The sequence below is a fragment of the Mucilaginibacter sp. P2_D11 genome, from assembly GCF_056404435.1.
This window is the reverse complement of sequence record NZ_JBFUEA010000001.1, coordinates 568597-586140: the sequence shown is the minus strand read 5'-3', so window position 1 is coordinate 586140 and position 17544 is coordinate 568597. Positions and strand designations below refer to the sequence as shown.

Sequence of the window (17544 nt, the reverse complement as noted above, 5' to 3'; positions counted from 1 at the left end):
TATTTAATGCTAAATAAAATAGCAATAATTAAAGCAACAATGCTGAATTTATGGGACAACTGATAAACGATTTTGAAGCCTATCGCAGCAAAATGAACGACAGGATAATGGAGACCGCCAACACCAATATCAAACGGTTTTTCGCCTTAGATACCACTACTTATGCCGATGGCGCATTGGATGTAAAAACCAAAGAAATGCTTGGGCTGGTAGCCAGCATGGTGCTCCGCTGCGACGACTGCATCAAATACCACCTGGGCAAATGCCACGAAGCCGGCGTAAAGCACGACGAAATGAACGAAGTGTTTATGATCGCCAATTTAGTGGGCGGCTCTATCGTAATACCTCATTACCGCAGGGCGGTGGAGTATTGGGATGAGTTGAATTCAGTTGGCGGTTTGCAATAACCAGTTTGCTTTGGTTTGCTGAAAATTAATTTGGTAAATTTATAGACCAAACCTAAGACTTTGTACAAACGCAGCCGGCATATTTATTTCCCCTTAGACTTGGCAGCGGTATGCTCCGTTGGTTTCTTGCTTTTGTTGCTATACCTTTCAATGGCACGCCCGAATTACCCCGAGCCTGTTAATATAAAAATGCCAGGGTCAACCGGCTTTTATTGCGATATTGATGGTTTTGGAGAAGGGGTAATATTGATTGGCCAGGGAAGGGTGATGTTAACTCTAGATAAGGAGCTTCGCAGGCAAACTTTAATAAATATGGCAAAAAAGCATGCTATGCAATTTTCGTCTGTTGAAATAGCAACTTTTGAAAATATGGAGGTAATAGGTATGCCTCTATCGCATCTAAAATCATATCTGGCCAATTATAAAATTGAAAGCGAAGCATATTACCATCAATTAGGGGTTAAAATAAGTGCCGACGAAAATGAGTTGGGCGAGTGGATACAAATAGCAAAACATGTTCGCGAATCAACTACAGGATACTCACTGAGGGTTGCTTTAAAAGCCGACCGATTTACTGAATATCCGTTAATTAAAAGAGTATTTAATGTTTTGCAGGAGAAGCATATAAAAAAATTCAGGCTGATTACCGAAACAAAGCCATTCAATCCGAATTAGTCACAGCAACTCAATTCAGTTAAACCGAGAATATTTATTACACTGGACATCAAAATCTAAAAATATTAGCAAAATATATTTTTATTGCTAATTTAGCCTGCATAACATACGCCGAAACATATGTCATCTACCCAGGAAATAACCCGCTGCAGCTGGTGCGGAACAGACCCGCTTTACATGGAATATCACGATAAAGAATGGGGCAAAACCACGCACGATGATAAAGTACTTTTCGAGTTTTTGACACTCGAAGCCGCCCAGGCCGGCCTTAGCTGGATAACCATTTTGCGCCGGCGCGAGAATTACCGCAAGGCTTTCGCGGATTTTGACGTAGAAAAGGTTGCTGCATTTAATGATGCTGATAAAGAACGCCTAATGAACGATGCAGGTATTATCCGCAACAAGCTAAAAGTAAGCGCAGCTATCGGCAATGCCCGGCTTTTTATAGATGTGCAAAAGGAATTCGGCTCGTTCAATAACTACCTCTACAGTTTTATGCCCGAAGGAAAGCCTATCGACAACCATCTTAAAAATGGCCCGCAAGCCACCTCACCGGAATCTGACGCGATAAGCAAAGACATGAAAAAGCGCGGCTTTAAATTCTTTGGCAGTACTATTTGCTATGCCCACATGCAAGCCACCGGCATGGTGAACGACCACGTAACAGAATGTTCTTTTAGATAATTTTCGATTTCACAGATAAAAGTGAATGCTGATTTTTTGATAGGCATATCTTGGCTGTTCGTAAACATTAATCGTACTTTTGAAAACATACATCGATAACCGATTTTTGAAGCTATCGCCGTCATTCGGTGAAATCATTTTAATCGGTGCAATCGGTGTCAAAAAAATAATCGGTGCAATCAAAGTATTATGAAGAAGCTTTTTCTATTGGATGGCATGGCCCTTATTTACCGGGCGCATTTTGCCCTGAGCAAAACCCCGCGCTTTACTTCGGGCGGCTTGAATACCTCGGCCGTAATGGGCTTTACCAATACCCTGCTGGATGTATTGAAGAAAGAAAAACCCACCCACATGGCGGTAGTTTTTGATACCGAAGCTCCCACCGAACGCCATACCGAATTTGCGGCCTACAAGGCCCACCGCGAAAGCATGCCCGAGGACCTGAGCAAGGCCCTCCCCTATATATTTAAGGTAGTATTGGGCTTCAATATCCCGCTGATTACTTCGGACGGTTACGAAGCCGACGATATCATCGGCACCCTCGCCAAAAAAGCCGAGCAGAAAGGCTACCAGGTTTACTGCATGACGCCTGATAAGGATTTCGCGCAACTGGTATCAGAAAACATCCGCATATACAAGCCGGCCCGCATGGGTAACGAGATGGAGATTCTCGGCGTTAAGGAAGTCCTCGCCAAATGGGAAATAGAACGCCCCGAGCAGGTGATAGATATCCTTGGCCTTTGGGGCGATGCGGTTGACGGGATTCCCGGCATCCCCGGCGTTGGCGAAAAAACAGCTAAAACACTGATAAAACAATACGGTTCGGTAGAAGAAATTATAGCCCACAGCCACGAATTGAAGGGTAAGTTGCGCGAGAACGTAGAGGCTTTTGCCGAGCAGGGCTTATTATCGAAACGATTGGCCACCATCAACCTTAACTCCCCGGTAGAACTGGATGAGGCCGGCTTAGAAATGTGCGCCCCAAGCAAAGATTTACTGGAACCGCTTTTTGCCGAACTGGAGTTCCGTACGCTGGGTCGCCGTGTGTTTGGCGATGATTTCAGCATTACCGAAACCCGCGCGGTATCGGTGCAAACCGATTTGTTTGGCGAGCCGGTTGCAGGTGCGCGCACCACGCTCACCGTAGATGTGCAAGACGTTTACGAAGCACCCAACCAGCCCGATGTAAAGAATATCAACACGGTTGAGCACGAATATATCTTAGCCGATACATTCGAGAAACGCGCCGAACTGATCAGCATATTAAAACAGCACGAGAGCATTTGCTTCGATACCGAAACCACCGGTACGGATGCCAACCAGTGCGAACTGGTGGGTCTTTCCTTCGCGGTGAAGCATTACCAGGCATGGTACGTACCCGTGCCGGTAGATGAACAGGAGATATTGAAAATAGTAGCCGAATTTAAGCCTGTGCTGGAGGATGAGCAAATTGGCAAGATTGGCCAGAACCTCAAGTTTGATATACTGATGCTGAAATGGTACGGCGTAGAAATAAAGGGCAAACTGTTCGATACCATGATGGCGCATTACATCATCGACCCGGATACCCGCCACAATATGGATATCCTTTCGGAAAATTACCTCAACTACAAACCCGTTTCCATTACAGAGCTTATTGGCCCCAAAGGTAAAAACCAGGGTACCATGCGCGATGTGGAAATCGAAAAAATAAAAGATTACGCGGCCGAAGATGCCGATGTTACCCTACAGCTGAAAACCATCTTCGAGCCGAAGATAAAAGAAGTAGGTGCCGAAAAGCTGCTTAACGAGATTGAAAATCCGCTGATATACGTACTGGCCGATGTAGAGCACGAAGGCGTTCGCATAGACCACGAAACGCTGAAAGAATTTAGCAAGGAACTGGAAACCGACATAGCCAAGCTGGAGAAAGTGGTTTACGAGAAAGCCGGCGTTAGGTTCAATATCGCATCGCCGAAACAGTTGGGCGAGGTACTCTTCGAAAAACTACTGCTTGACCCTAAAGCCAAAAAAACCAAGACCGGCCAATACCAAACCGGCGAAGACGTGCTGCTGTCCCTTGCTGCCAAAAGCGATATTGTGCGCGATATATTAGATTTCCGCCAGCTGCAAAAGCTGAAATCTACTTATGTAGATGCTTTGCCAACCATGGTGAACCCAAAAACGGGTCGCATCCACACCAGTTACAACCAGGCGGTGGCGGCAACAGGTCGTTTAAGCTCAAACAATCCCAACCTGCAAAATATCCCCATCCGCACTGAACGCGGCCGGGAAGTAAGAAAAGCCTTTATTCCGCGCGATGAGAACCACATCATCGTATCGGCGGATTATTCGCAAATTGAACTACGTATCATTGCCGAGATAAGCAAGGATCCCAACATGCGCCAGGCATTTGTTGACAATATCGATATCCACACGGCAACCGCGGCCAAAGTCTACGGCGTAGGTATCGACGAGGTGGACAGCACCCAACGCCGCAACGCCAAGGCCGTAAACTTTGGTATCATTTACGGACAGTCGGCATTTGGTTTATCGCAAAACCTGGGCATCCCGAGGAAAGAAGCTGCCGACATCATCGAAAACTATTTTGCCCAATACCCCGGCATCAAGCAATACATGGCCGATACCATGAACTTTGCCCGCGAAAACGGTTACGTTACTACATTGATGGGACGCCGCCGTTACCTGCGCGATATCAACTCGGCCAACCAAACTGTGCGCGGCTTCGCCGAACGAAATGCTATCAACGCACCTATCCAAGGCTCGGCTGCAGATATGATCAAAATAGCGATGATCAACATCCACCGCGAGTTTAAGGCCCAAAAGCTGGATGCCCGCATGACCATGCAGGTGCATGATGAGTTGGTGTTTGATGTGCCACATTACGAAGTGGAAATTGTAAAACCTATCATATTAGAGAACATGAAAAACGCCATCAAAACCGAAGTACCTATTATGGTAGAAATTGGTACCGGGGTGAATTGGTTGGAAGCGCATTGATAATAAAATTCCAAAGCCTAAATTCTAAAACTAAAATGTAGATGCACCGAACGTTAAAAATTCTGAAAGAGCTTCTTTACTATGGTTTAATTATTGCAATCGTTATATTTGTGTGAAGCGCTTTGTAAAAGGGTTATGAATGAAAAACATAAATATCAACAGGTAATACCAGAGATACCGCGTACAGCGGTTGATATTTACCGCATGTTGCCGGAGGGTACGCGCTGTGAAGTGATTTTTAACGAATTGATTATGTCGCCAGCACCATCCCGGGAACATCAGCTTCTTGTAATTAAACTTACTTCTTTGCTATTCCAGTTTTTACAGGATAACCCGGTTGGAACGTTATTGAGCGCTCCTTTTGATGTTTATATTGGAGAGCAACAATCGGTGGTTCAGCCTGACCTGTTCGTGGTTTTGAATGAGGTTGGCGATATCGTAGGAACCAACGGTGTTCATGGTGCACCTTCGCTTATCATCGAAATTCTTTCCTCAAATCGTTCCTATGATACCAAGCGCAAACGTGCCCTTTACGAAAAAGCAGGCGTTAAAGAATACTTCATGATCGACCCCGAAAATAAAAATACTACCCTGCTTACCCTTGATGCATCCGGCATCTATCAGCAAACTTATGAGATACCCGGTGTGTTAAAATCATCGCTCCTGGCCTGCGAAATTGCTTTTTAAAGCATCATTTTTAAAAAGCTCCGTCACTTTATACTACCCTGTTGCCAAATCCGCAATAAAAGCTACTGTCCATTTCTGATAAATATCGAAATGGTAACCATCCTAACGTTTTAATCAAATAATAACACCATTTCAAACAGATTTTTCAAATTATATGTTTGTTCAATTGAATAAATGTTTAGTACCTTAACCACTATATAATACCGAATGAGAATTTTCCACCTGAGTGCCGAATGCTACCCTATTGCCAAGGTTGGGGGGCTTGCAGATGTAGTTGGCGCATTGCCTAAATACCAGAACCAGGCGGGGCAAAATGCCGCTGTGGTAATGCCGTTTTACAACCGCAAATTCGTGCACGAGAATACTTTCGATATGGTTTTCCAGGGTACTACGTTACTGGGAACACGCCGCATATACTTCGAGGTATTAAAGGAAACCACCGATAAGCTGGGCTTCGAGCTGTTCATGATAAAGGTACCCGGCCTGCTGGATAGGGAGAACATCTATAGCTACCCCGATGAGCTGGACCAGTTCCTAGCTTTCCAGATATGTTTTTTAGATTGGATAAACTGGAGCGGCCAAACACCCGATCTGGTACACTGCCACGACCATCATTCGGGGCTTATCCCCTTCATGATGTACCACTCGGCTTTGTACAAACGACTGGCGCATATCCCCACCATATTTACTATACACAACGGCCAATACCACGGCGCATTCGGCTGGGAAAGGCTGAACCTGCTGCCCGAGATAGATTTTTACAAAACCGGCCTGCTTGATTGGAACGGCGGTATAAACCCGCTGGCCTGCGCCGTAAAATGCTGCTGGCGATACACTACTGTATCGCCAAATTACCTCCGCGAACTTACCATCAACTCCAACGGGCTCGAATACCTGTTTTACGTAGAAAGACAAAAGGGCTACGGCATTATCAACGGCATAGATACCGATGTTTGGGATGCTGCCAGCGACCCTATGGTACCCAACAAATTCTCGTTAACTACCGTAAATAAAGGCAAGCAAAAAAACAAAGAGGCCCTTTGCACCCGTTTCCACCTCTCGGCAGATAAACCACTTATCGTATTCATAGGCCGCCTGGTGATAGAAAAAGGCGCCGATGTATTGCCTGCCGCCATCGAGCGCAGCATACAGCAACATGGCGACGATGTAAACTTCCTGATTTTAGGCACTGGGGATGCGGAGACCGAGATGGCCTTGCAAAAGCTGAAAGATTTTTACCCGCAAAACTGCAACGTATTTATCGGGTACGACGAATCGCTGGCGCATTTGATATACGCCGGGGCCGATTTCCTGCTGATGCCGTCGCGTGTGGAGCCTTGCGGACTTAACCAATTATACGCCATACGCTATGGCACAATCCCGGTAGTGCGTACCACGGGTGGTCTGGCAGATACGGTAATAGATTTTGGCGACCCGGATGGCTACGGCATCCGCTTCAACAATGTGAGCGTGGACGATATAAGTCACTCTATCACCAGGGCGGTGGAGTTATATAGTGACACCAAGAAAATGACACTACTGCGTAAGCGGATGATGGGCCTCGATTTTTCGTGGGGCCGGTCGGCAAAAGAATATATTGACCTATACGAAAGTTTAACTCCTACGATATGACATCAAAAGTAATAAGCATTGTACTTGGCGGCGGCCAGGGCAGCCGGTTAGCACCGCTAACACTCACACGCTCGAAACCGGCAGTACCTATTGCGGGTAAATACCGGTTGGTAGATATTCCAATCTCTAACTGCCTCCACTCGGGTATCGACAGGATATTCGTGCTTACGCAGTTCAACTCGGCATCGCTTAACAAGCACATCAAAAACACCTATCACTTTAGCACGTTCAGCACGGCTTTTGTAGATATTTTGGCTGCTGAGCAAACCCCTACCAGCGCAGGCTGGTTCCAGGGAACAGCCGATGCGGTTAGGCAAAGCTTGCACCACCTGGGCGTACACGATTTTGAATACGTGCTTATCCTATCGGGCGACCAGCTGTACCAGATGGATTTTGACGAAATGATCAAACAGCATATCGAGAAAAAGGCAGATATATCCATTGCCACCATCCCGGTGCATGTGAACGATGTTCCCGGCTTCGGTATCCTGAAAACCGACGACGAAAACCTCATTACCTCTTTCATCGAAAAACCGAAATCAGGTTTCGAGAATTGGGTATCAGAAGTGAGTCCCGAAATGAAGGCCCAGGGCCGTATTTACCTGGCATCTATGGGTATCTACATATTTAACCGCAAACTGCTTTACGATTTACTGGAAGGTAACGACCATACCGACTTCGGTAAAGAAATCATCCCGCAATCTATTGAAGGCCACAAGGTAGTAAGCTACCAGTATGAAGGCTATTGGACAGATATCGGTACCATCCCATCCTTCTTTGATGCCAACCTTGGTCTTACCGATGATATCCCACAGTTTAACCTGTTCGATAAAAACCATATCTATACCCGTGCGCGCATGCTGCCGCCTACCAAAATATCGGGCACGCATTTAGATAGGTCGATAATTGCTGATGGTTGTATTATCAACGCGAGTTTAATAACGCGCTCTATCGTAGGTATCCGTACCCGCATAGGCTTATATACTACTATAGATAGCTGCTACATTATGGGTAGCGATAATTACCAAACCCTTGATGAAATAGCCGCGGCCAAAGCCAACGGCGACCCGATTATGGGTATCGGCGACAGGTGTACCCTGCGCAACGCTATCATCGACAAGAACACCTACATCGGCGACGATGTAAAAATCAACTGCGGCGGTAATCTGCCGGATGGCGATTTCCCAACCTATACGGTTGTAGATGGCATCGTAATCGTTAAGAAACGTGCCATTATCCCAAGCGGAACTGTGATTTAATAAATAGTTTTATGCAAAACGGCCCTGCAAATTGCGGGGCCGTCTTGGTTTTTTACAAATCCAGGCTCTCTCCTATTGCAGGCAGCTTAAGATTAAGCCCTGCTTTGATAAATTTTTCTTTTACTTCTTCTTTATCAATCTTGATAACCGGGAACGAATCGTAATGGATGCCGATGATATTTTTGCAGTTGATGAATGCGGCTGCTTTAATGGCATCATCTGCCCCCATGGTGTAGTTATCGCCGATGGGTAAAAAGGCCCAGTCGAGGTTCTCGTCTTCCAGCAGTTTCATGTCATAGGTAAGCGCGGTATCGCCTGCAAAGTATATCTTTTTCCCTTCCGAGGATATCACGAAGCCCGCCGGGTTGCCGCCGTTACTGCCATCGGGCAGCGCGCTTGAGTGTACCGCGTTTACCATCTTAACACGGCCAAAATCAAAATTGAAGCCTCCGCCAATATTCATGCCATGCACATTGTCAATGCCTTGCTTACCCAGCCAGCCGGCAATTTCTGCAATGCAGATTACTTTGGCACCACTTTGTTTTTGCACCTGAACCAGATCGGCAACGTGGTCGCCGTGGCCGTGCGATACCAGGATGTAATCGGGTTTAAGGCTTGCAACATCTACGATGCCTTTCGCCAGCTCGTTATAAGTAATAAAGGGGTCGAACAATAATTTCTTTCCGGCAGCTTCCAGCTCAATGGTCGACTGGCCTAAATAGGTAACTTTCATAAGCGATTGAATTAAGTGCCCAAATTACAAATTAACCGGATAGCTGTTTAAACGCGCAACCTATTAACGGTAATATTACATACCCGCAATATTATTTGCCAAACAAGCCACCCATACCACCAAACATAGCGCTGGTCATGGCGGCCATTTCGCTTTGGCTAACATTGTCGGCCTGCTCCATGGCTTTGTTAATGGCAATAACCAGTAGTTCTTCCAATTCTTCTTTATCGGCCTCCTTTAAAAATGCCTCATCAATAGTAACCGATTGTACCACCTTATTGCCATTGGCCCGTACGGTAATCTTGCCGCCCTCGGCGCTGCCGGTTACGCTTATCGCGTCCAGTCTCTGTTTTACTTCGCCAGCCTTTTGCTGGGCTTCCATTAATTTATCAAACATGGTGTTGTAGATGTGCAGATTTCAGATGTGCAAATGAAAAGCACAATGCTCAAATTTAACTGCTTTATAAGGTTATTATTTAATTTATTCTATTGCTTGCGTTAACAAATACCATAGCTCGCAGCTTCATCTGCACATCTGAAATTTGCACATCTGCACATCTACTAATCTTCCTCCGTATCGCCCGCGCCGTTATATGCCCCTTTGCGTACTACCGGCATTCCGGTAATCTTAAACAAATCATCCAGGTGCAACAGGCTGCCGTTTACCACGTTGCCGAGCAGTACGATGGTGACGTCGTTCTTCATATCGCGCAAATATATGTGCCTGAAACCGTGCCACCAACCGGTATGGTAAATTACCTGTTGCCCTGGCGCGTTAAATATACGCCAGCCGTAGCCATAACTAAAATGCCCGCGTATCATGGGGTTACGCGGCGTATAGGCCGAATCCTGCGTGGCTGGCTTTATCAATTTACCGGCCCGCAGCGCCTGGTCGAAAATGTAGAGATCGCCAACGGTGCTGTAGATGCCTTTATCGCCTACAGGGCCATCGAGGTAGTTTTGGGCGACAGAGTATCGCCAGCTGTTCCGGTCGTGCCCTACCACATCAACAGGTATCTTATCGTACACTGCTTTAGAGTACACCGCAGTATGTAGCATGCCGGCAGGTTTGAATACGTTCTCCATCATATAATTGGCATAGGTTTTTCCCGTAACCTTTTCTATAATGGCACCAAGCACCATAAAGTTGGAATTGTTGTAATGGAATTTTTTATCAGGGGCGATGTAACGCGCCGGCTTATATTTGGCTATCATGGCCATGGCATCGGCATTGGTAAGGCCCTTGCTTTGGTTAAGGTGTTCGCCGCGATAAATGCCATCCAAAAAATAGACGTAATTCATCATGCCCGAGCGATGCTCCAGCAACAGGCGGATAGTTACGCCCTCGTAAGGAAAATCAGGGAAGAACTCTTTTACGTTCTGGTCCAGTTTTATTTTGCCCTGTTCCCAAAGTTGCATAATGGCGGTACCCGTCATGGTTTTGGTAACGGATGCCAGTTCGAACTGCGAGCCCAGCTTCAGGCTATCGCGCAGCAGATGGTTGGCCCAGCCAAAAGTGTTCTCGTAAATTATCTTACCTTTTTTGGCTACCAGTACGTTGCCGTTAAAGCCACTTACCTTGTGCAGGTGCTGCATAAATTCGTCAATCTTCTTATCAGCGTTTTTGGGGTCGTATTTTAATAAACCGGCAGGGTTAAAGGGAGCCGCAGCGCTGGCAGCATCCGCTTTGTTTTTGGCAGTATCTGAGGAACATGCGGAGAACAAGAACAATGTGGCTGCGCAGGCAGCCTGGAACACAAACTTCATAGGTAAAAAATTCTTCTTTAAACGAAAGCGAAAATGAGAAATTATATAGAAGGTTAAAGAGAAATTTAGAAATAATGTTTCAACACAATTAAAAACAAGTTAAATTACAGGGGCTGTATTCCGTTAGGCACCGCATTTATTTTATCAGAAACTTTATGGAATGCTTCTACTTCTCGGATCTTATAGGTATTATTAACATCGTAAACCTTATTGTATGAAAACCCTATACAAAACCTTATTGCTATTGGCGTTCGTCTTCGGCTCCTTAGTCGGCTATGCTCAGGATCATGATAAAGCTAAAGCCTTGATAAAAGAAGGCATCGCCCTGCACGATGAAGGCAAATACGACGACGCCATAAAAAAGTATAAGGAAGCTTTGGCCCTGGACCCTGATAACTCTTCGGCACAATATGAACTTTCTTTTACTTTTGTTACTATAAACAGGCAGAAAGAAGCCATACCCTACCTGGAAAAACTCGCAGCGAGGCACGATTCCGGCGAAGCTTACGATCTGCTGGCAAGTATTTATGACGACGAGAAAGATTACGAAAAAGCAGTGGCCTATTACAAGCTGGGGATAGTCGCTTTCCCCGAATTCCAGAACCTGCACTTCAACCTGGCTATATCTTATTTACGCCAGGGCAAATATGCCGACGCGGAGGTATCGGCTATAAATGCCATTAAACTGAACCCTAAACATGCCAGCAGCCAGCGCGCGTTTGCTTTGGCAGCCAATAAGCAGAACAAATTGGGCGCCTCGCTTTTGGGCTGGTGCAATTTTTTGCTGATAGAACCGCAAACCGAGCGTTCGGCAGAAGCAATAGCTTATGTAAAGGCAATCATCAATAACGGCATAAAGCGCACGGGCGACAAAAGCGTAAATATCTCTTACAACGTAAACGACAAAAACCCGGGGAACCTCATGATGCCTATATCCGTATTGGCCGCTACCTCCGATAAAAAGGGCCTGACGGCTGTAGATTCGCTCACCCTGCAATTAACATCGTTATTCTCGGTGGCGCATACCATTACCAACGATAAAGAACAGCCTTTCGTTGCATCTTATTATTCCAATTTTTTCGCGAGCCTTGCCAAATCGGGCAATATGGAAGCATTTACACGTTATATAAGCCTAAGCGTTTACAAGGACGAAAACGTTGCCTGGTTTAAAGAACACGACAAAGAGCTCACCGCTTTCGATACCTGGATGCAGGCAACCAAACGCGAATTTTAACGATGAAGATATATCTGCGGCTTATCCTTTCTATTTGTATTTCAGCAACGGCCGTGGGCGTATCTGCGCAGGATACCAGTGTGCCCGACCTGATCAAACAAGGCATAGCGCTCAATAGCCAAAAGCAATATGCCGAAGCTGCGGATAAATACAAAGCAGCCTTAGCCGCAGAACCCGATAATATACAGGCCAACTACCAAATGGCCTTTACGCTTTTCTCGGCAGGGAAAAACACCGAGGCTTTGCCTTTTATTGAAAAAGCAACACATGGCCCGAGCCCTAAATTTACCGCCATGGCCTATAGCCTGATGGGTAGCATTTATCAGGGAAGCAACCAATTACCGAATGCAATTACAGCTTATCAAAATGCCACAAAGGCTGATAGCAGCAACCAGCGTATTTATTACAATTTGGGGATAGCATATTTTAAAAGCAAGCAATACGATAATGCGCAAGCAACGTTCGAGCAGGCGATAATGATGGATATTAATGACGCTGGTAGCACACGTATGTATGCGCTTAGCGCTTTCCATCAAAACAAACGGGCGGATGCGATATTGGGTTTCAGTTGGTTTTTATTACTCGAGCCCAATAGTAACCGTAGTGCCGAAGCTTTTGGCAACCTGCAGAATATTTTAAAAGGAGGACGGTTGAAACCGGAACCGAACTATAAACTTTCGGCAATGGTTCTTAAAGAAGCAGCGTTGCAAGATGATATTGTTAAAAAAGCATTTGAGTGGGCGGCTAAAAGTCGTTACGCTTCACCCAATGATTTGCTGGGCGGGCAATTGTACGCCATATTCAGGCTTGCTTCGGCCGACCGGCGAATCATAAATACAAAATTGGCACAGCTTGCATTTAGCATTAGTATGCCTACGGTAGCCCGCTATATCAGCCAAAGCGCAAAGCCCGAGAGTGCTAAATGGTTAAAGGATAATCCCGCTGACGTAAAGAACCTGGAAGATTGGATGGCAACAAACAACCCGAAGCTTTAGGTATGAAGATAAGGATACCAACCCGGACAGTTTCTATCCTCATCGTCGCGTTTGCGATGTTGACGCTGCTATTTGGCTTTGGCTATATCAATAGCCTGGTAAGCTATAAGTATGAAGTGCAGGAGGCTCAGTTATCTGCAAAAAGTTCCAGTGGTTTAAATACGCATGATTTTTCTATTTTGTGGAACATTGTATTTTACAAGTACGCCGCTATGGTTAGTGGCGTGCTGTTGGTTCTCGGCTTGATAACGCACGAATGCGAACCCTCCTTTAATGGTCGGGTTTCTTATAAAAGCAAGGCTCAAATCTAATCTTCGGCACAACACTTCCCTGTACCAAAAAGATTACGCACATCCCTTCCCCATACTCCGTTTAAAACCCTAAATTTGCCCCGCAAAACATATATATCCATATGAGTTTCAGAACCGAATATGATACCATGGGCGCGGTACAGGTACCGGCCGACAAATACTGGGGCGCGCAAACCGAACGCAGCCGCAACAACTTCAAAATTGGCCCCGAGGCTTCTATGCCGAAGGAAATCATCGAAGCATTTGCTTATCTAAAGAAAGCCGCCGCTTACACCAATACCGATTGCGGCGTGCTCCCTGCCGAAAAACGAGATATGATAGCCGCCGTATGCGACGAGATCTTAGCAGGCAAGCTGGATGGCGAATTCCCGCTGGTGATATGGCAAACCGGCTCGGGCACGCAATCTAACATGAACGTGAACGAGGTAGTGGCCAACCGCAGTCACGTACTGGCAGGGAACACTTTGGGCGAGGGCAAAACCTTTATTCACCCAAATGATGATGTAAACAAGTCGCAATCATCAAACGATACCTACCCTACGGCAATGCACATTGCCGCTTACAAAATATTGATTGATGTTACCATCCCCGGCATCGAAAAACTGCGCGATACGCTGCAGGCAAAAAGCGAAGCCTTTAAAGCCGTGGTAAAAATTGGTCGCACCCACCTCATGGATGCTACGCCGCTTACCCTGGGCCAGGAATTTTCGGGCTATGTTTCGCAGTTGAATCATGGCTTAAAAGCCCTACGCAACACCTTCGAGCACCTAAGCGAGCTTGCTCTTGGTGGCACCGCAGTAGGTACCGGCATCAACACACCAAAAGGTTACGATGTAAAGGTTGCCGAGTACATTGCGCAATTCACCAACTTGCCGTTTATCACTGCCGAGAATAAATTCGAAGCGTTAGCCGCACACGATGCCATCGTAGAAAGCCACGGGGCACTGAAACAGATAGCCGTATCGCTGATGAAGATTGCCAACGATATCCGCATGTTGGCTTCGGGTCCGCGCTCGGGCATCGGCGAAATACACATCCCCGATAACGAACCGGGTTCATCTATAATGCCGGGCAAGGTAAACCCAACCCAAAACGAAGCAGTAACCATGGTGGCTGCACAGGTAATGGGTAACGATGTAGCCATTTCTATCGGCGGCAGCAACGGGCATTACGAGCTGAACGTATTCAAGCCGGTAATGGCAGCAAACTTTTTGCAGTCAGCCCGCCTCATTGGCGATGCCTGCGTATCGTTCAACGACCATTGCGCCGTTGGCATCGAACCGAATTACGAGGGCATTAAAAAACACCTCGAAAACTCACTGATGCTGGTAACCGCGCTTAACCCGCACATTGGGTATGATGCAGCTGCGAAAATTGCCAAAACCGCGCTGAAAGAAAATAAATCGCTGCGTGAGACGGCCGTTGGCTTAGGTTACCTTACCAACGAGCAATTCGACCAATGGGTGCGCCCCGAAGATATGATAGGCGGGCTTAAATAAGAGAGCCCCCGAGCCCCCTAAAGGGGGAGCAGAAATTGCACAACACAACCCTCTCCAGCAATTGCGGAGAGGGGCTTTTATTTGATATGCAAAAGTCATTTCCCCCGTATTTTATTGTCATACTATTAACTGCATGCCTGCTGCACACTGCCTGCAGGTTTAACCCCAATATGCAGGGGCAAGGCGTTGCAGCGCTACAGGGCGAATGGCGGCAGGATACCTCGCCCCTGCAGAAAAAATTGCTCAACTACTCTTTGTACCATTTTCGGTTCAGCTGCGATTCGTTCTTCGTCAGCGTCAACTCCTTCAGCAAAGCCAACGGCGGCTACCCGGATAGCTGCGTAAGAAACGGCCGCTGGGGCGAGTATGCCAAGGGCGTATATATCCAAAAGAACGATACTCTGCGCCTTAAGGGCCTTTACTGCAATGCCGATTTCAGTTATAAAAACGAGGGCGGCTGTTTCCGCTCCGGCAATTACGAGGAAGTTTTTAAGCTAAGCCAAAAAACCGATTCATTAATTCAATTTTCACCAACCTCAAGCGTTATTCCTTTTAATGCACGCTTAATAAAACGCGCTACCTGTAATCCAAAACCGTTATAAAAATGAAAAACGTATTCAAAACCCTGCTTTTAGCAGCCGCATTTTACCTGCCCGTGCAATGCATGGCATGGGGCACACAGGGGCACCGCATAACCGGGCAAATTGCTTACAGCTACCTTACGCCAAAAGCAAAGGCCGCCATCAAAGCCATCCTGGGCGATGAGTCGCTCGCCCTGGCCGGTAACTGGGCCGATTTCGAACGTTCTAATCCCGAGTACAAATTCACCGAGGTTTGGCACTATGTAAATCTGGATAAAGGCTATACCCTACCCGAAATTAAAGCCTACCTGGCGCAGGACACCGTTACCGATGCCTACACCAAACTGAATTTTTTAATTGGCGAACTGAAGAAGAAGACTCTGGGCAAAAACCAGAAATCATTCTGCCTGCACATGCTGATACACCTGGTTGAGGATATACACCAGCCGATGCATACTGCGCATAGCTTTGATAAAGGCGGCAACGATGTAAAAGTTACCTGGTTCAACAACCCTACCAACCTGCACACCATTTGGGATTCGCAGTTGATAGATTTTCAGCAGATGAGTTTTACCGAATATGCCACTGAGATAAACCATACCACCGCAGCACAACGTGCCGAGTGGCAAAAAGCCCCTATCTCGCAATGGCTGTATGAATCTAATGCCATATGCCAAGATATTTATGCCTACAGCAAAGACGGCGACAAGATAAGTGGCTACACCTACAATTTTAAATTCATAGCCACGGTAAACCAACGCCTGCTGCAAGGCGGCGTAAGGCTGGCCGGGGTGTTGAATCAACTTTTTAGTTAAACACCGTTGTAAGGTTGGAAAGTTTTAAGGTTTAAAAGTTAAACGCTCTTGTAGTAACCTTACAACTTTCCAACCTTACAACCTTAAAACTTTTCAACTAAAATGAAACTACTAATGGTTTGCCTGGGTAATATTTGCCGTTCGCCTTTGGCGGAGGGCGTCATGCAGCACCTGGCTGATAAGGAAGGACTCAATTGGGAGGTCGATTCGGCAGGTACGGGTCATTGGCACGTAGGCTCCCCGCCCGATAGGCGCTCCATCCGCGCTGCAGCCGATCAGGGCGTAGACATCAGCAAACAGGTTTGCCGACTGTTCCGCGTGAGCGATTTCGACGAGTTCGACCTGATACTGGTGATGGATAAAAGTAACCTGAGCGATATATTGGCAAAAGCACGCAACAACGCAGACCGCGAAAAGGTGAAGATGCTATTGGGCGACAAGATTGTTCCCGACCCTTATTACGACGATGCCCTGTTTGCTCCTGTTTTTAAATTGATAGAAGCCGGCTGCAAGGAAATCATCAGGCAATATAAAAACAAGTAATTCGTATATTTATATTGGCGATTTTAAATTTAGATACAAAATCCATGAAAGCACTTTTTTTTAGCATCATCCTTGCGTTTGGCATCGTAACCGTTAACGCCCAACAGATAAATAGCGTTGATAAGGTAACTGCACACTACATCAGCCTTAAAGAAGCGCTGGTAAACAGCAATGCCGAGTTGGCCAAAAGCAAATCGGGCGAATTACTGGCTACATTAACTGCATTTCCCGTAAAAACGCTTCAGCCTAAACAGCAGAAAACATTTGCCACCTACCTTGCTAAATTGAAATACGATAGCCGCCACATCAGCGAAACTGCGGTTATCGACCATCAGCGCGAGCATTTTCAAAGCCTGTCTAAAAATATGTATGCGCTACTATCGGGCCTAAACCTAAATAGTTCGCCGCTTTACCAGCAGTACTGCCCCATGAAAAAGGCCTACTGGCTAAGCGAAAGCACCGATATACGCAACCCGTATTATGGCTCGGACATGATGGAATGCGGCAAGGTAACCGCCACGCTGAAGGCCGGGAAATAAGCTTAGATATTCACTTAAATATTTTAACGTAAAAAAGCGGCGAATGCCGCTTTTTTACGTTATCTCCACCGCGTCGTTACCAGCGATTTGTCGTATAACTAATCTATTCGCTGTCGCGGATTTCCAGCTCGTGGCTCGCACATGGTCAGCTTTCAGCTGACGCAAGCTGGAAGCTTGCCGTAT

The 17544-nt window shown here is 46.4% G+C and carries 18 protein-coding genes; 15 read left to right on the top strand and 3 right to left on the bottom strand.

Annotated features, from left to right (window positions below; all coding sequences use genetic code 11):
• The first annotated feature begins 50 nt into the window (after window positions 1-50).
• The 7 genes from AC1DXC_RS02460 to AC1DXC_RS02430 all read left to right on the top strand — a co-directional run bounded on the left by AC1DXC_RS02460 (window position 51) and on the right by AC1DXC_RS02430 (window position 8344).
• On the top strand, window positions 51-407 hold the full coding sequence (locus AC1DXC_RS02460; RefSeq protein WP_477457541.1) for a carboxymuconolactone decarboxylase family protein: 357 nt from the start codon (window positions 51-53) through the stop codon (window positions 405-407).
• Window positions 408-467: 60 nt separating this feature from the next.
• Complete coding sequence (locus AC1DXC_RS02455; protein WP_477457540.1) at window positions 468-1082, top strand: hypothetical protein; 615 nt, start codon at window positions 468-470, stop codon at window positions 1080-1082.
• Between the two features lie 120 nt (window positions 1083-1202).
• On the top strand, window positions 1203-1766 hold the full coding sequence (locus AC1DXC_RS02450; protein WP_477457539.1) for a DNA-3-methyladenine glycosylase I: 564 nt from the start codon (window positions 1203-1205) through the stop codon (window positions 1764-1766).
• Between the two features lie 189 nt (window positions 1767-1955).
• Complete coding sequence (gene polA / locus AC1DXC_RS02445; protein ID WP_477457538.1) at window positions 1956-4766, top strand: DNA polymerase I; 2811 nt, start codon at window positions 1956-1958, stop codon at window positions 4764-4766.
• A 135-nt stretch (window positions 4767-4901) separates the two neighbouring features.
• Window positions 4902-5453 carry a Uma2 family endonuclease gene (locus AC1DXC_RS02440; protein ID WP_477457537.1) on the top strand — a complete coding sequence of 184 codons (552 nt, stop codon included), beginning with the start codon at window positions 4902-4904 and terminating at the stop codon, window positions 5451-5453.
• A gap of 207 nt (window positions 5454-5660) precedes the next feature.
• A complete protein-coding gene (locus AC1DXC_RS02435; protein WP_477457536.1) occupies window positions 5661-7085 on the top strand; it encodes a glycogen synthase in 1425 nt (474 codons plus the stop codon).
• Window positions 7082-8344 (top strand): glucose-1-phosphate adenylyltransferase, encoded by a 1263-nt coding sequence (locus AC1DXC_RS02430; protein ID WP_477457535.1) that lies wholly within the window; start codon window positions 7082-7084, stop codon window positions 8342-8344. The genes AC1DXC_RS02435 and AC1DXC_RS02430 overlap by 4 nt, the downstream gene beginning before the upstream one ends.
• Window positions 8345-8396: 52 nt before the next feature.
• Here AC1DXC_RS02430 and AC1DXC_RS02425 read toward each other — a convergent pair whose 3' ends face one another.
• The 3 genes from AC1DXC_RS02425 to AC1DXC_RS02415 all read right to left on the bottom strand — a co-directional run bounded on the left by AC1DXC_RS02425 (window position 8397) and on the right by AC1DXC_RS02415 (window position 10844).
• Entirely contained in the window at window positions 8397-9077 is a 681-nt protein-coding gene (locus AC1DXC_RS02425) for a metal-dependent hydrolase (protein WP_477457534.1), read from the bottom strand.
• Window positions 9078-9168: 91 nt separating this feature from the next.
• Window positions 9169-9474 (bottom strand): YbaB/EbfC family nucleoid-associated protein, encoded by a 306-nt coding sequence (locus AC1DXC_RS02420; protein WP_477457533.1) that lies wholly within the window; start codon window positions 9472-9474, stop codon window positions 9169-9171.
• A 164-nt stretch (window positions 9475-9638) separates the two neighbouring features.
• Window positions 9639-10844: a serine hydrolase domain-containing protein gene (locus tag AC1DXC_RS02415; RefSeq protein ID WP_477457532.1), complete on the bottom strand. Its 1206-nt coding sequence runs from the start codon at window positions 10842-10844 to the stop codon at window positions 9639-9641.
• A gap of 214 nt (window positions 10845-11058) precedes the next feature.
• Between AC1DXC_RS02415 and AC1DXC_RS02410 the strand changes: the two genes are divergently transcribed.
• The 8 genes from AC1DXC_RS02410 (at window position 11059) to AC1DXC_RS02375 (ending at window position 17361) form a co-directional block, all read left to right on the top strand.
• Window positions 11059-12078 carry a tetratricopeptide repeat protein gene (locus AC1DXC_RS02410; RefSeq protein WP_477457531.1) on the top strand — a complete coding sequence of 340 codons (1020 nt, stop codon included), beginning with the start codon at window positions 11059-11061 and terminating at the stop codon, window positions 12076-12078.
• Window positions 12079-12080: 2 nt separating this feature from the next.
• Window positions 12081-13073 carry a tetratricopeptide repeat protein gene (locus tag AC1DXC_RS02405; protein WP_477457530.1) on the top strand — a complete coding sequence of 331 codons (993 nt, stop codon included), beginning with the start codon at window positions 12081-12083 and terminating at the stop codon, window positions 13071-13073.
• 2 nt (window positions 13074-13075) lie between these two features.
• Window positions 13076-13384, top strand: a complete 309-nt coding sequence (locus AC1DXC_RS02400) for a hypothetical protein (protein ID WP_477457529.1) — start codon at window positions 13076-13078, stop codon at window positions 13382-13384.
• Between the two features lie 101 nt (window positions 13385-13485).
• Entirely contained in the window at window positions 13486-14883 is a 1398-nt protein-coding gene (gene fumC, locus AC1DXC_RS02395; protein ID WP_477457528.1) for a class II fumarate hydratase, read from the top strand.
• Between the two features lie 86 nt (window positions 14884-14969).
• A complete protein-coding gene (locus tag AC1DXC_RS02390) occupies window positions 14970-15485 on the top strand; it encodes a fumarate hydratase (RefSeq protein WP_477457527.1) in 516 nt (171 codons plus the stop codon).
• Window positions 15486-15487: 2 nt separating this feature from the next.
• The gene (locus AC1DXC_RS02385; RefSeq protein WP_477457526.1) at window positions 15488-16279 is read left to right on the top strand and encodes a S1/P1 nuclease; all 792 of its coding nucleotides are present in this window, start codon (window positions 15488-15490) and stop codon (window positions 16277-16279) included.
• Between the two features lie 102 nt (window positions 16280-16381).
• Window positions 16382-16822 (top strand): low molecular weight protein-tyrosine-phosphatase, encoded by a 441-nt coding sequence (locus AC1DXC_RS02380; RefSeq protein ID WP_477457525.1) that lies wholly within the window; start codon window positions 16382-16384, stop codon window positions 16820-16822.
• A 44-nt stretch (window positions 16823-16866) separates the two neighbouring features.
• A complete protein-coding gene (locus AC1DXC_RS02375) occupies window positions 16867-17361 on the top strand; it encodes a DUF3347 domain-containing protein (protein ID WP_477457524.1) in 495 nt (164 codons plus the stop codon).
• Window positions 17362-17544: the final 183 nt, after the last annotated feature.

Excerpts from the sequence above, each read along its gene's own strand:
- AC1DXC_RS02460 (WP_477457541.1), top strand. The coding sequence starts at position 51 with ATGGGACAACTGATAAACGATTTTGAAGCCTATCGCAGCAAAATGAAC.
- AC1DXC_RS02450 (WP_477457539.1), top strand. The coding sequence starts at position 1,203 with ATGTCATCTACCCAGGAAATAACCCGCTGCAGCTGGTGCGGAACAGAC.
- polA (WP_477457538.1), top strand. The coding sequence starts at position 1,956 with ATGAAGAAGCTTTTTCTATTGGATGGCATGGCCCTTATTTACCGGGCG.
- AC1DXC_RS02440 (WP_477457537.1), top strand. The coding sequence starts at position 4,902 with ATGAATGAAAAACATAAATATCAACAGGTAATACCAGAGATACCGCGT.
- AC1DXC_RS02435 (WP_477457536.1), top strand. The coding sequence starts at position 5,661 with ATGAGAATTTTCCACCTGAGTGCCGAATGCTACCCTATTGCCAAGGTT.
- AC1DXC_RS02430 (WP_477457535.1), top strand. The coding sequence starts at position 7,082 with ATGACATCAAAAGTAATAAGCATTGTACTTGGCGGCGGCCAGGGCAGC.
- AC1DXC_RS02425 (WP_477457534.1), bottom strand. The coding sequence starts at position 9,077 with ATGAAAGTTACCTATTTAGGCCAGTCGACCATTGAGCTGGAAGCTGCC.
- AC1DXC_RS02420 (WP_477457533.1), bottom strand. The coding sequence starts at position 9,474 with ATGTTTGATAAATTAATGGAAGCCCAGCAAAAGGCTGGCGAAGTAAAA.
- AC1DXC_RS02415 (WP_477457532.1), bottom strand. The coding sequence starts at position 10,844 with ATGAAGTTTGTGTTCCAGGCTGCCTGCGCAGCCACATTGTTCTTGTTC.
- AC1DXC_RS02410 (WP_477457531.1), top strand. The coding sequence starts at position 11,059 with ATGAAAACCCTATACAAAACCTTATTGCTATTGGCGTTCGTCTTCGGC.
- AC1DXC_RS02405 (WP_477457530.1), top strand. The coding sequence starts at position 12,081 with ATGAAGATATATCTGCGGCTTATCCTTTCTATTTGTATTTCAGCAACG.
- AC1DXC_RS02400 (WP_477457529.1), top strand. The coding sequence starts at position 13,076 with ATGAAGATAAGGATACCAACCCGGACAGTTTCTATCCTCATCGTCGCG.
- fumC (WP_477457528.1), top strand. The coding sequence starts at position 13,486 with ATGAGTTTCAGAACCGAATATGATACCATGGGCGCGGTACAGGTACCG.
- AC1DXC_RS02390 (WP_477457527.1), top strand. The coding sequence starts at position 14,970 with ATGCAAAAGTCATTTCCCCCGTATTTTATTGTCATACTATTAACTGCA.
- AC1DXC_RS02385 (WP_477457526.1), top strand. The coding sequence starts at position 15,488 with ATGAAAAACGTATTCAAAACCCTGCTTTTAGCAGCCGCATTTTACCTG.
- AC1DXC_RS02380 (WP_477457525.1), top strand. The coding sequence starts at position 16,382 with ATGAAACTACTAATGGTTTGCCTGGGTAATATTTGCCGTTCGCCTTTG.
- AC1DXC_RS02375 (WP_477457524.1), top strand. The coding sequence starts at position 16,867 with ATGAAAGCACTTTTTTTTAGCATCATCCTTGCGTTTGGCATCGTAACC.